The 13,478-nt window shown below is 62.7% G+C and carries 12 protein-coding genes; 6 read left to right on the top strand and 6 right to left on the bottom strand.

The window, feature by feature from the left end; all coding sequences use genetic code 11:
• The first annotated feature begins 115 nt into the window (after window positions 1–115).
• The 4 genes from pstC (at window position 116) to THPRO_RS03955 (ending at window position 4,170) form a co-directional block, all read left to right on the top strand.
• Window positions 116–1,090, top strand: a complete 975-nt coding sequence (gene pstC / locus THPRO_RS03970; protein ID WP_236717249.1) for a phosphate ABC transporter permease subunit PstC — start codon at window positions 116–118, stop codon at window positions 1,088–1,090.
• A 9-nt stretch (window positions 1,091–1,099) separates the two neighbouring features.
• On the top strand, window positions 1,100–1,942 hold the full coding sequence (gene pstA / locus THPRO_RS03965; protein WP_038092161.1) for a phosphate ABC transporter permease PstA: 843 nt from the start codon (window positions 1,100–1,102) through the stop codon (window positions 1,940–1,942).
• 16 nt (window positions 1,943–1,958) lie between these two features.
• Window positions 1,959–2,819 (top strand): phosphate ABC transporter ATP-binding protein PstB, encoded by an 861-nt coding sequence (pstB, locus tag THPRO_RS03960; protein WP_082954423.1) that lies wholly within the window; start codon window positions 1,959–1,961, stop codon window positions 2,817–2,819.
• A 97-nt stretch (window positions 2,820–2,916) separates the two neighbouring features.
• Window positions 2,917–4,170: a D-amino acid dehydrogenase gene (locus THPRO_RS03955; protein ID WP_038092158.1), complete on the top strand. Its 1,254-nt coding sequence runs from the start codon at window positions 2,917–2,919 to the stop codon at window positions 4,168–4,170.
• 35 nt (window positions 4,171–4,205) lie between these two features.
• Here the strand turns inward: THPRO_RS03955 and THPRO_RS03950 are convergent, their stop codons facing one another.
• From THPRO_RS03950 to THPRO_RS03930, 5 genes are all read right to left on the bottom strand, one after another.
• Window positions 4,206–4,760: a hypothetical protein gene (locus tag THPRO_RS03950; protein WP_065089259.1), complete on the bottom strand. Its 555-nt coding sequence runs from the start codon at window positions 4,758–4,760 to the stop codon at window positions 4,206–4,208.
• Between the two features lie 28 nt (window positions 4,761–4,788).
• A complete protein-coding gene (locus tag THPRO_RS03945; protein WP_065089258.1) occupies window positions 4,789–7,554 on the bottom strand; it encodes a valine--tRNA ligase in 2,766 nt (921 codons plus the stop codon).
• Between the two features lie 78 nt (window positions 7,555–7,632).
• Entirely contained in the window at window positions 7,633–8,517 is an 885-nt protein-coding gene (locus THPRO_RS03940) for a hypothetical protein (RefSeq protein ID WP_065089257.1), read from the bottom strand.
• Window positions 8,514–8,948: a DNA polymerase III subunit chi gene (locus THPRO_RS03935; RefSeq protein WP_038092154.1), complete on the bottom strand. Its 435-nt coding sequence runs from the start codon at window positions 8,946–8,948 to the stop codon at window positions 8,514–8,516. The genes THPRO_RS03940 and THPRO_RS03935 overlap by 4 nt, the downstream gene beginning before the upstream one ends.
• 13 nt (window positions 8,949–8,961) lie before the next feature.
• Window positions 8,962–10,464, bottom strand: a complete 1,503-nt coding sequence (locus THPRO_RS03930; RefSeq protein WP_065089256.1) for a leucyl aminopeptidase — start codon at window positions 10,462–10,464, stop codon at window positions 8,962–8,964.
• A gap of 104 nt (window positions 10,465–10,568) precedes the next feature.
• Here THPRO_RS03930 and lptF point away from each other — a divergent pair, with 104 nt between their 5' ends.
• The gene (gene lptF / locus THPRO_RS03925) at window positions 10,569–11,663 is read left to right on the top strand and encodes an LPS export ABC transporter permease LptF (RefSeq protein ID WP_052064566.1); all 1,095 of its coding nucleotides are present in this window, start codon (window positions 10,569–10,571) and stop codon (window positions 11,661–11,663) included.
• Window positions 11,660–12,727 (top strand): LPS export ABC transporter permease LptG, encoded by a 1,068-nt coding sequence (gene lptG, locus THPRO_RS03920; protein ID WP_052064565.1) that lies wholly within the window; start codon window positions 11,660–11,662, stop codon window positions 12,725–12,727. The genes lptF and lptG overlap by 4 nt, the downstream gene beginning before the upstream one ends.
• Here the strand turns inward: lptG and THPRO_RS03915 are convergent.
• On the bottom strand, window positions 12,659–13,195 hold the full coding sequence (locus tag THPRO_RS03915) for an RDD family protein (protein WP_038092152.1): 537 nt from the start codon (window positions 13,193–13,195) through the stop codon (window positions 12,659–12,661). The two genes, lptG and THPRO_RS03915, sit on opposite strands and share 69 nt — an antisense overlap.
• Window positions 13,196–13,478 lie beyond the last annotated feature (283 nt).

The raw sequence follows: 13,478 nt of genomic DNA, 5'->3' as shown, positions 1-13,478 counted from the left end.
AATCGGTTCGCAGAACCGATTCCCTGCTTTTGTTTTGTCTCGGGCCTGCTAAGCCTGTAAATTTCACCCTCCGAGTCCGATCATGTATCCGATAACCTCCGCAGGGGCCGATAGCGTGCAGAATGAGAGACCGGCGGGCGTCGTGGCCAACGCGCATCCCCAGAGATGGGGCGACCGCCTGTTCCAATGGACGACGCTATTCTTCGCGTTGTTCGTGCTCGGCGTTCTGGCGGCCATCCTGCTGACGCTGGCCTGGTCTGCCTGGCCGGCCTTCGAGCACTTCGGCTGGCATTTCCTGGTCAGCAGCGAGTGGAATCCGGTCACGCTGAAATTCGGGGCGCTATCGCCGATGGTGGGGACCCTCGTGACTTCGCTGATCGCCATGTTGTTCGGCATCCCCATCAGCTTCGGCATCGCCCTGTTCATCACCGAAATGGCGCCGGACTGGTTGAAGCGTCCGGTGGGCACCGCGATCGAGCTGCTGGCCGCGATCCCCTCGATCATCTACGGCATGTGGGGCCTGTTCGTTTTCGCGCCGTATTTCACCGACCATATCCAGCCCCTGATGACCGACACCCTGGGCGTGCTGCCGTTGATCGGCCCGATGTTTCAGGGGCCGCCGATCGGCATCAGCGTGTTCAGCGCCGGCTTCATTCTGGCCATCATGGTGATCCCCTTCATCGCGGCGATCATGCGCGACGTATTCGAGATCGTGCCTCGCACCTTGAAGGAATCGGCCTATGCGATGGGCTCGACTCGCTGGGAGGTGATCTGGCGAGTGGTGCTGCCCTACACCAAGGTCGGCGTCATCGGCGGCATCATGCTGGGTCTGGGTCGCGCGCTGGGCGAGACCATGGCCGTTACCTTCGTGATCGGCAATGCGCACGACCTGCATCTGTCGCTGTTCATGCCGGGCAACACCATTTCGTCCACCCTGGCCAACGAATTCACCGAGGCCGACGGCAAGCTGTATACCTCGTCGCTGATTGCTCTTGGTTTTCTGCTCTTCGTGATCACCGTCATCGTTTTGTCCTTCGCGCGTCTGCTGCTGATGCGGCTGGAGCGCACGCAGGGCGGACGCAAGGCCTGAGAATCCGCCATGAATCGATACACACGCCGTCGTTTCGTCAATTATTTCAATCAGGGCATGTCGGTGGCCGCGACCCTGTTTGGCCTGTTTTTCATGGGTTGGCTGATGTGGACGCTGATTGCTGAAGGCGCGGTCCATCTCGACTGGCGGGTGTTCACCGAGAATACTCCGGGGCCCGGCAGTACGGGTGGTGGCTTGGCCAATGCGATCACGGGCACCTTGCTGCTGACCGTCTTCGGCGTGCTCTTCGGTGCGCCGATCGGCATGCTAGCAGGTACCTATCTGTGCGAGTTCGGGCGACGCTCCTGGGTCACGCCGGTGGTGCGGTTCATCAACGATGTGTTGCTGAGCGCACCCTCCATCGTCCTCGGCGTATTCGTTTACGAGGCGGTGGTCGTGCACATGGGGCAGTTCAGCGGTTGGGCCGGCGCCATGGCGCTCGCCCTGATCGTCATCCCCGTAGTGGTGCGTACCACCGACAACATGCTGGGTCTGGTGCCGGATACCATGCGCGAGGCCGCCGTGGCGCTGGGTGCGCCGCGCTGGCGGGTGACCGTGTGGATCGTCTACCGCTCGGCCATGAGCGGACTGGTAACCGGTATCGTACTCGCGACGGCTCAAATCGTGGGCGAAACCGCGCCGTTGCTGTTCACGTCGCTCGGCAATCAGTTCTGGAACCTGGACATGAACAAGCCGATGCCCGCGTTGCCGCTGGTGATATTCAACTTCGCGATGAGTCCCTATGAGCGCTGGCAGCACTTGGCCTGGGCCGGCGCGTTGCTGATCACGCTCTCGGTGCTTGTCATGAATATCGCGGCGCGCGTCGTGCTGCGCCCGCGTAATACTGATTGAAAAACGGAGTGACCCCATGAAACAGACGTCCGTCAAACAGCAGCATGCCATCGATGCGAGCGACACCGGTGGCGCCGCCCGGCCGCGCGAAGACGCGCGGCACATAGGCCTGCATGAGGTGTCGAACCCCAAACTGGTGGTGAACGATCTCAATTTCTTTTACGGTAAATATCATGCGCTGCACGATATCAGCCTGCAGATTCCGGAACGTCAGGTCACGGCCTTCATCGGGCCTTCCGGTTGCGGCAAATCGACCCTGCTGCGCAGCTTCAACCGTATCTACAATCTTTACCCCGATCAGCGGGCGGAAGGCGAGATCCTGCTCGACGGACGCAATATCCTGGGTCCCGGCGAGGATCTGAACCTGCTGCGCGCGAAGGTCGGCATGGTGTTTCAGAAGCCGACCCCGTTTCCGATGTCCATCTACGACAACATCGCTTTCGGCGTGAAGCTTTACGAGCGGCTGGCGCGCGCCGAAATGGATGACCGCGTGGAATGGGCGCTCAACAAGGCGGCGATCTGGGACGAGGTCAAGGACAAGCTCAAGCAGAACGGCACCCAGCTCTCCGGCGGTCAGCAGCAGCGTCTTTGCATCGCGCGCGCGATCGCGGTCAAGCCGGAGGTGCTGTTGCTCGACGAGCCCGCCTCGGCCCTGGACCCGATCTCGACGCTTAAGATCGAGGAGTTGATCTACGAACTCAAGAACGATTACACCATCGCCATCGTGACCCACAACATGCAGCAGGCGGCGCGTGTTTCCGACTACACCGCCTTCATGTATCTCGGCAAGCTGGTGGAATTCAACGACACCAACACCATTTTCACCAATCCGGGCAGCAAGGAAACCGAGGACTACATCACCGGCCGTTTCGGGTAGAATCCGGCGCCTTCCGGGGGGCGGGCAGTGGAGGCCGTCCCTGACGTCCGGCGCATGCCCGCGCCGGGCGGTCGTTCGATGACGTGAGGGAGGCGGCATGAAAGTCCTGATCGTGGGCGCCGGTGTGATCGGCGTGACCAGCGCATGGTATCTGCAGCGCGCCGGATATGAGGTGACCGTGGTGGAGCGTCAGGCGGAGCCTGCGCTCGAAACCAGCTTTGCCAACGGCGGCATGGTGTCATGGGGCTATGCGACGCCATGGGCCGCGCCCGGTGTGCCGCTCAAGGCCCTGCGCTGGCTGTTCGATGCCGATGCACCTCTGGTGATGCGCTGGCGGCGCGACCCCGCTCAATGGCGTTTCGTCGCCGAGATGTTGCGCAATTGCTCCGCAGACCGCTACGCACTCAATAAATCCCGCCTGCTGCGCCTGGGCCGTTACAGTCATGGCGCCCTGGTCGAGCTGCGCGAGGCCCTCGGCCTGCGCTACGACGAGGGAACGGGCGGCACCTTGGAACTGTTCCGATATCCCGCGCAACTTGAGGGACTCGACAGGGAACTGGCGCTGCTGGAAGACTCCGGCATCCCTGCACGCCTGCTGACGCCCGACGAGTGCCTGACCGTCGAGCCGGGACTGGCACGCGTGCGCGATCGGCTGGCCGGCGCGCTATCGTTTCCCGGCGACGAGATCGGCGACTGCCGCAAGTTCACGGAGGCGCTGGCCGGCCATTGCCGTGCCGCCGGCGTCGAGTTCCGCTACGGTGTTGGCGTGCAGGCGGCACACGCCTCCGGCGACAGTATCGAGCGCGTGGACACGGATCATGGGCCGCTATCCGCGGATGCCTATGTCATCGCTGCCGGCAGCTATGCGCCGAGCCTGCTCGCGCCGCTCGGTATTCGGCTGCCGGTGTTCCCGGTCAAGGGTTACTCGCTGACCGCGCCCATCGTGACGTCCGAGGCTGCCCCCGTCTCGACCATGATCGACGAAGCGCGCAAGGTCGCCATTACCCGTTTGGGCGATCGGCTGCGCGTGGCCGGCATCGCCGAGCTGGCGGGCTACGATCTGTCGCTGTCCGAGGCGCGTTACGGCGTGATCGAGCGTGTCGCGCGCGACTGGTTCCCCGATGCGGCGGATCTTTCACGGGCGGAATATTGGTGCGGCCTGCGCCCGATGACGCCGGACGGTCCGCCGGTCGTCGGGCCGACGGGCTACGGCAATCTGTTCCTGAACAACGGTCACGGCACGCTGGGTTGGACCCTGAGCTGCGGTTCGGCGCGCCTGCTCGCGGATATCATGTCCGGGCGTGAGCCGGACATCGACAGCGAAGGGCTGACGTTGGCGCGTTACGGCTGAGCGGCAGTTCGTCGCAGACCGGATTTTCCGCTGGGTCAATGGGCGTCGAGCTTGCCAAGCTCGTCGAGTACGGCCAACAACAGCGATTCGCCCTGGGCGGTCATGCCCTTGGAAAGCATCTCCGGATCGCGTTCGCCGTCGACCAGGCGACGGATGATGCCGCCCATGCGCCCCATGTCGCCGCCGACGCGCGTCATCTGTTCGGCCATGCCGGAGAGCAGCTGAAGGGCTTGCACGTCGCCGCGCCTGCAGGCATGAATCATGGCGGCAAGTCCCGGCGCGGCCAGTATAGGGTCGGGCTTGACGTTGGGATCGGGCAACGTGGTGGGATTTTGCAGGCCACGCAGTATGGCTTCCGCAATGACGCCGTCCTCCTCATCGAGACCGGCAAGCAGGCCGAGATCGCGCGAACCATCAAGGATCTTGCGGATCACCCTGACCAGATCGCCCCAGCCGTTCTCGACGCTGACCCGTAGGACGTCCTCCAGCGGCGGTCGCAACGCCGGGTTTTGTGCGGCGCGCACCACGTTGACGATGAGGGCGGCATGGGTCTGGATGATCTGTTCATGCTGATCCGGCAGCTTGCTCATCGTTCCACCTCCGGCCGTGCGTCGATGATCACAGTGCCTGGATGCGCGCGGCCTGTTCGCGCAACTGGGCGATGGCCGTTTCCATGTCGCGTACGCGACCGCGTTCCTGTTCAACCACCGACACCGGCGCGCGCGCCACGAAATTCTCGTTGGCAAGCTTGCCGCGAGCCTGTGACAGACCGTTTTCGAGCTTGGCGATTTCCTTGTCGAGACGGCTCAGTTCGGCTTCCTTGTCGATCAGGCCGGCAAGTGGGATCAGCAGTCGAGTTTCGCCGAGCAGGGCCGTGGCCGCCTCCGGGGCGGTTTCATCATTGCCCAGCCAGCGTACCTCGGAGAGTCGCGCGAGCGCGTCGATGAAGCCGCGATGCGCCGCATAACGCTCGCGTTCTCCGGCGTCGTATCCCTGGACCATCAGCGGCACCTGCTTGCCTGGCGCGATGTCCATTTCCGCGCGGATGCGACGAATGGCGAGGATGAACTGCTGCACCCAGGCCATTTCGTTTTCCGCCGCTTCGTCGATCTGGGCGGCATCGCCTGCCGGATAAGGGCGAAGCAGGATGGTTGCGCCCCGTTCGCCGGCCAACGGCGCGATCTGTTGCCATATCTCCTCGGTGATATAGGGCATGATGGGGTGGAGCAGACACAGTACGGCTTCGAGCGCGCGCACCAGGGTGCGGCGGGTGCCGCGTTGAAGTGCCTCGCTCGCCTGTTCGTCCGTGAGCACGGTCTTGGCGAGTTCGAGATACCAGTCGCAGTAGGTATGCCAGGTAAAGTCGTAGAGTGCCCGCGCCAGCAGGTCGAAGCGGTAGGCGCCAATGTGCTCCGCGGCTTCCTGTTCGAGGCGCTGCAGGCGCGAGGTCACCCAGCGGTCGGCGAGCGACAGCTCGACGGGACCGTCGCCCAGGCCGGTATCGCGGTCTTCGGTATTCATCAGCACGTAGCGCGCCGCATTCCAGAGCTTGTTGCAGAAATTGCGATTGCCCTCGATGCGCCCGAGGTCGAAACGGATATCGCGGCCGGTGGTCGCGAGCGCGGCGAAGGTAAAGCGCAGCGCATCGGTGCCGAAGGCCGGGATGCCGTCCGGAAACTCCTTGCGCGTGGCGGCGTCGATGCGTTCGGCCATGCGCGGCTGCATCAGTCCGCGGGTGCGCTTGTCGAGCAACGCGTCGAGGCTGATGCCGTCGATCAGATCCAGAGGGTCGAGCACGTTGCCTTTGGACTTGGACATCTTGCGGCCCTCGGCATCGCGTACCAGGCCGTGTACGTAGACCTCGTGAAAGGGCACGTCACCCATGAACTTCAGGCCCATCATCACCATGCGCGCGACCCAGAAAAAGATGATATCGAAGCCGGTGACCAGCACGCTGGTGGGGTAGTAGCGTTCGAGCTCGGGGGTCTTGTCCGGCCAGCCGAGGGTGGAAAAGGGCCACAGTGCGGAAGAGAACCAGGTGTCGAGCACGTCGCCGTCCTGACGCAGTGCGACGTCGTCGGCAAGACCATGCCTGCTGCGCGCCTCGGCCTCCGAGCGCGCCACGTAGATATTACCGTCATCGTCGTACCAGGCGGGGATGCGGTGGCCCCACCAGAGCTGGCGCGAGATGCACCAGTCCTCGATGTTGCGCATCCATTCGAAATAGGTCTTGCTCCAGTTTTCCGGGATGAAGCGGATGCGCCCGTCCTCCACGGCCTGGATCGCCGGCGCCGCAAGCGGTGCGGCCTTGACGTACCATTGGTCGGTCAGGTACGGCTCGATCACTTCGCCGGAGCGGTCGCCGCGCGGCACCATCAGTTTGTGGTCGTCGACTTTTTCCAGCAAGCCCAGCGCTTTCATGGCGGCGACCACCCGCTTGCGCGCGTCGAAGCGGTCGAGCCCCTGGAAGGCTTCCGGCGCTTCGCCGTTGATGCGGGCATCGGGCGTGAAGATGTTGATCAGCGGAAGGTCGTGGCGCTGGCCGACCGCATAGTCGTTGAAATCGTGGGCCGGGGTGATCTTGACGCAGCCGGTGCCGAATTCGGGATCGACGTATTCATCCGCGATGATCGGGATCAGGCGGTCGGTGAGCGGTAGCCGGATGCTGCGGCCGATCATGCCCTGATAGCGCGCGTCGGCAGGATGGACGGCGACCGCCGTGTCGCCGAGCATGGTTTCCGGACGGGTGGTGGCCACCACCAGATGGCCGTCGCCTTCGGCGAGCGGATAACGGAAGTGCCAGAGATAGCCTTGCTCCTCTTCCGAAACCACCTCGAGATCGGAAATCGCGGTATGCAGGGCGGGATCCCAGTTGACCAGACGCTTGCCGCGATAGATCAGGCCTTCGTCATAGAGTCGGACGAACACCTCCTGAACGGCCTTCGACAGACCTTCGTCCATGGTGAAGCGCTCGCGGCTCCAGTCGAGAGAAGCGCCCATGCGGCGCAGCTGACGGGTGATGTTGCCGCCTGATTCGCCCTTCCACTGCCATACGCGGTCGATGAAGGCCTCGCGGCCTAGATCGTGGCGGGTTTTGCCCTCGGCGTTGAGCTGACGTTCGACAACCATCTGCGTGGCTATGCCCGCATGATCGCTGCCGGCCTGCCATAAGGTGTCGTCACCGCGCATCCGGTGGTAGCGGATCAGCGCATCCATCAGCGTGTCCTGGAAGGCATGCCCCATGTGCAGGGTGCCGGTGACGTTCGGCGGCGGGATCATGATGCAATAGGGCCGACCCTCACCCTGGGGGGCGAAATAACCCTGCGCCTCCCAGTGCGCATACCAGCGTTGTTCGATCGCGTGCGGGTCGTAACTCTTATCCATGAGGCGGTGTCCGGTGGGCGTTGCGAAGCGGGGGATTATAACGGCGCTGGCGCGGGCTGCCGAGCGTGGCGGGGCCGATCAGTGCCGTGGCCGACGCAATTCCTCGAGTACGGCTTCGACGACGCGTTGTGTCAGCGTGGGTATCTCGGCTGCGAGCGCGCGTTCGATCGCGGCTTCGATACGGGCTTCGGGCGTGTCCGTGTCCTGCCGGTGAATGTCGTCTTTGGAATCGCTGGCGATGCCGATCGATCTGAGTGCCGTGAGCGCGGCATCCGTCGGCGCGAGTTCGTGGGCGGGAGATGACTCTTCGCCATCCGCCGCAGGCGTAACGTACGCCTCAGGAGCATCTCGCGGCGGCGGCGGGGCTTCCGTCTGGGATGACGGCCGTGCAGGCAATGCCCACGGATCCTCGTGATCCGGCCAGTCCATGTTGTGGGCCTCGCCGTCCTGCGCGGGCCTGTGCGGGGGAGCGGGGCGCGGGCCGAACGTGGGTTCCTGTCGGGCCAGCGCGGCCAGGGATTCCAGTCGTACGATCGGCGCCAGTCGCGGGGCAGAGGGTCCGGTGACGTCGGTTGGGATGTCGGGGTCTTCCAGAAGCGCCGGCGTGAGCGGGTCCGTGAACAGCGGTGCGTCGGAATCGAGGGGCGATGCCGGGGGCCGATCGTCGCTTTCGGGCGTGGGCGTCAATCGGGTTGCCGGAACGGCTTCTTGCCCGTCCGGCGAGCCAAGGTCGAAAGATGCCGGATCGAGTTCCCCGCGTTGCGGGACCCAGGGTTCGAGGCCGCGGTCATGCGGGGCCGCGTCGCGGGTGCCATGCTGGAAATGCGGTTCGAGACGTTCCCTGACGGTTCCCGCGGATGGACTGTCCGCACCGGTGGCGCCCGGAACGCCGCCCTCGAGGGCTTCGCCGGGGAAGACGAGATCGTCCAGCGTGGGTATGTCGCGTGGATCGGGTCGCCTCACGTGGCTTGTCCCAGTGGGTGGTGCTGCAACTCGCAGCCTTGCTCCCGGTATAGACGATAATGCGCGCGCGCGCGCGCCTTGCGTGCCGGGTCCTCGTCGACGATTTCCGCCACTTGTTCGAACTGTGTGAAGCGTGCCGGCATGGCGTCGGAAAGATTGACCAGCGCGACACCATCCGCCAGCGATTCGGACGTGTGCCCCAGCGTGATCGGGTAATCGGCATCCGCCGCATGCGTCAATGCATGCGGCAGAAAGCTCGTGTCCTCTTGTGTCCACAGCATTAGGTCGAGCGCATGACACTCATCGGCGCTGGCCGCGAGGATATGCAGGCGCTTGCCGCTGGCGACGGCCTTGCCCGCCAGCTTGCAGACGAATCTCAGGCGGGCGGAGGCTTCGTGAGTGGGCAGGAGATAGAAATCCACGCGTGTCATCGCGGCCCCATGATCAGCGGCCGCCGGCCGCGCGGTCGAGCAGCCACTGCAGTAACAGGCCCACGGGGCGCCCCGTGGCGCCCTTCTTGTCGCCGCTGATCCAGGCAGTGCCGGCGATGTCCAGGTGCGCCCAGTGATAGGCCTTGGCGAAGCGTGAGAGGAAACTGGCGGCGGTGATGGTGCCGGCGGCCCGTCCGCCGATGTTGGCCATGTCTGCGAAATTGCTCTTGAGCTGTTCCTGGTATTCATCGAGCAGGGGCAGCTCCCAGGCACGGTCGAAGCTCGTCTGTCCAGCCTGGATGAGCTCCTGGATCAGAGGCGGGTGATTGCCCAGTACCGCGCTCACCTGATGGCCGAGGGCGATGATGCAGGCCCCAGTCAGGGTGGCCATGTCCACGACCGAGTCCGGATCGAAGCGTTCGGCATAACTCAGTGCGTCGCAGAGGACGAGTCGGCCTTCTGCGTCGGTGTTGAGGATTTCGACCGTTTGCCCGGACAGGGTTTTGACAATGTCGCCAGGTTTGCTGGCGCGTCCGTCGGGCATGTTTTCCGCGGCCGCGATGATGCCGACGACGTTCAGTGGCAGCTCCAGCCGTGCGCAGGCGTCCAGCGTGCCCAGCACGCTGGCGGCGCCGCCCATGTCGTACTTCATTTCATCCATCTGTGCGCCCGGCTTGAGAGAGATACCGCCGGTGTCGAAGGTGATGCCTTTTCCGACAAGCACCAGGGGGCGCGCATTTTTTTCACCGCCCTGATAGTGCAGCACGATCAGTTTGCCGGGTTCCTCGCTGCCGCGGGATACCGAAAGAAACGCACCCATGCCGAGTTTTTCCATGTCGGCCTCTTCCAGCACCTCTAGACTCATGCGGGCATGTTGCTTTTTCAGCGCCTTGGCCTGCTTGGCGAGATGGGTCGGTGTGCAGACATTGCCTGGCCGGTTCGCCAGGTCTCGGGCCAGGGTGACGCCTGCAATCAGCGCCTCGCCGACGCGTATCGATGCTGCCGCCAGGGCGGTATCCTCGTCTGCGCCGATCCACAGATCCAGTCGACGCAGCGGCGCCTTGGTTTTTTCCGCCTTGCTTTTGAATTCGTCGAAGGTGTATAGCGCAATCCCCGTATTGTAGGCGGCTTGCTGTATCTTCCAGGCCAGATCGCGGCGGCCGACCTTGAGTGCGGGCAGGCAGGACACGGCTTGTTTGGCGCCTCCCTCGTTGAGCGTCTTGGCCGCCGTTTGGCAGGCTTCGAGATAGGCGCGCTCGCCAAATTCGGCGCTGTCCCCGCAGCCGACCAGCAGCAGGCGCTCGGCCAGCAGCCCGGGCGGGTCGTACAGATACTGAGTCTGCCCCTTGGCGCCGCCGAAATCACCGCGCTTGAGCTGCTTTTGCAGCCAGCCGCCGGTGGCGTCGTCAATCTGTTTGATCAGCCCGCTGGGGCGGCTGCTGCCCTTGAAAATGCCCAGTACGAGGCAGGGAGTCTTGGTTTCCTGTACGGCGAGTGTGGCGGGGGAGAATTCCATGGGCGGGCTCCGTGTCCATTGGCGGGGCGGCATTCGAATGCCGTTACGGTACCCGGGCTATTCTATGGCAAACTTGCGCGGTCTAAAAATCCTCCCGTGTCCGCATGCGCATTCTCGCACGATACCTGGCCATCGAAGTCCTCTTGTCCCTGCTCGCAGTAGGTTTCGTGCTTGGACTGGTGATTGTCGGCAGCACCTTCGTGCGTTTGCTTGGTCTGTCGGCCAGCGGTGCTCTGCCTGTCGAACTGCTGGCCTCGCTGGTGGCCGTCGAAAGCCTCAAGGCCATGATGCTTTTGCTGCCGGTCGCGCTCTTTCTCGCAATCATGCTGACGCTGGGACGCTTGTATCGCGATAGCGAGATGACGGCGATGCAGGCAGCCGGGGTGAGTCCGCGAAGATTGTATGGCGGCTTGATGCTGCTGGGTCTGCCGATGGCCTTGATGTCTTTGTATCTGATGCTGGTCGCCTATCCTTGGGCATCGCAGAAAAGCGTCGTCATACAGCGCGAAGGGCAGCAGAGAATGGATTTCGCTGCGGTCGAGTCCGGGCGTTTCATGGCGCTCGACGGCGGCAGGATCGTGGCCTTCGTGGCGAGTCTCGGCGATCGCGGAAAGCGTCTGCAGGATATTTTCGTGCACGCAGTGGACGAGGGCAGTCCGATCGTGCTCAGCGCGCGTACCGGCATGCTCGAAATCGATCGAGGGAAGGGGCTGCGCGTGCTGAAGCTGGAGCAGGGCACGCGCTACGACGGCAAGGCCGGCGTGGCCGATTACCGTATCTTGCGCTTCGAACGCTATCAGGCGGCCATGCCGTTGGCGGCGGTAAGCGAAAATGGCGCGCCTCGCCGCATCTCCATGTCCACGCTTTCGTTGTGGCGTCAGGGCGGTGCCGCCGACCTGGCCGAGTTGGAATGGCGGCTCGCGATTCCGTTGTCGGCCTTGATTCTGATTCTGCTGGCGGTGCCGATGAGTCACGTGCGCCCACGTCAGGGGCGGTACGGCCAGCTCGTGTTCGGAATGCTGCTCTATGTTGTTTATGCCAATTTGATCCTGATCGCGAAATCCTGGATGGAAAAGGGCATCGTGCCGATCTCGATCGGCATGTGGTGGCCTCATTTGCTGATGCTCTTGTTGGCGGCTCTGCTCTGGTGGCGCCAGGCAGGCTGGCGGCTGCCTTTTGCATCGAGGCGGCTGTCTTGAAGCGGATCAACGCCTATCTCATGCGCACGGTGATCGGGGGCAGTCTGGTCGCCCTGCTGCTGCTCACGTTGCTTGATTGGGTATTCGCTTTTCTTGCCGAAATCGACAGTGTCGGACGTGGCCATTATGGCCTTGCTCAGGCCATGTTGTTCACGCTCTACACCGAGCCGCAACGCATGTACACCCTGTTCCCGACCGCAGTCCTCATCGGCAGTTTATTAAGCCTCGGCAACCTCGCGGCACATAGCGAATTGATCGCCATTCGAGCATTGGGCGTCTCGGTTGCCGGCGTTGTTCGCTCCGCGCTGATGGCTGGATTGCTCATGATTGTCGTGGCCTTGCCTTTCGGAGAGTGGGTCGCTCCCGATGCCGCCCGCACTGGGCAGGACCTGAAGGTTTCAGCAGAGAGCGGGCAGCAGGTCGTGCGTGAAGGCAGCAATATCTGGGCGCGCGATGGCGACCGTTATATCCATATCGACCATGCGTTACCGGGACGTCGCCTGGAAGGTGTCAGCATCTACACGATTTCACCGGTGGGCCAGATGCGTCTGGCCTTGCACGCGGCCAGCGCAAGCTACAAGGACGGTGCCTGGCTGCTGCAAGAAGTGCAACGCAGCGAATTCGAGGATATGCAGCGGATCGTTGTCGACAGGCTCTCTCAGCTGCGGATTCCGGCGCTGATTTCGCCGCGCCTTTTCGACCTTCTGGATGCTCGTCCCGCTGAAATGACATTGCCGGCGCTTGCCCGATATGTCGGTTACCTGAAACACAATCACCTGGATGCCGCTCGCTATGAATTGTCGTTCTGGCAGCGTTTCACAACGCCGCTTTCGGCATTGGTCATGCTCATGCTGGCCATCCCCTTCGTGTTTGGTTCGCAACGCTCGGGCGGGGCGGGTCAGCGCCTGTTCATCGGTATCGTGGTGGGTGTGGGTTTCTATTTTCTCAATCGTCTGAGTAACCAGGTTGGGCTTGTTTTCGGCTTGGCGCCGTTGTTAAGCGCCATGTTGCCGCTCGGGCTTTTCCTTTTCATCAGTCTGTTTGCGCTCAGACGTCTTCGCTGACGCGAATCTTACTCGCACAAGCCGCGTGTGACTCAGTATGTCGTGTAATGCGCGTTTGTCGGGATCGAACAAGGACCACAGAAAACCACTCCCGAGCAATATCCAGGAAAACGACGCCGCGGCGAAACGCACCGTGGCGCGTTTCCATCCGATAGGTTTCCCATCCGTCGATACGAGGCGAATGCCCCATGCCTTCATGCCCAGCGTTTGTCCGCCATGTATCCAGAACCAGGCGAAGAAGAGATAAATGACGTATAGAAGATAGAGCTGGTAAAGATGGTTGCCGGGAGCGATGGGTTTGCCGTGTTGAAACGGGATCAACAACGCATTCGCCACGATAAGCAGAGCAAACATCAATAACGAGTCGTACACGATTGAAAGCAGCCTGCGAGGTAGGCCGACGCGGATATCCATACTATGGTCTTGTTTCAATGCCATCTCTTCAGTCTGGGTTTTTGAATCGGTCATGGCAGCGGATTGTACGGGTTGAGGGTCAAGGTGCTTACCCTGCGCCGGATCGAGACGAAAAAAAAGATTTTTCGATGCTTGTGTTGGAAGGTGCGCAGAATATATTCTAGTATTATTGCATCACGATGGTTTAATAAGGGGAATTTGAATGTCGGTCGAGAACGTGGATATGAATCAGCAGCCCGCAGGCGGCGAGGTGGCCGAATCGAAAGCGACAGACAGTGAGGCGTCTGTGCCGGCCGCGCCGGCGAAGAAAAAGCCTGCCCGCGCCAAGAAATCGGCG

Source organism: Acidihalobacter prosperus (assembly GCF_000754095.2).
Taxonomy (GTDB): domain Bacteria; phylum Pseudomonadota; class Gammaproteobacteria; order DSM-5130; family Acidihalobacteraceae; genus Acidihalobacter; species Acidihalobacter prosperus.
This window is presented reverse-complemented; position numbering and strand designations above follow the sequence as displayed.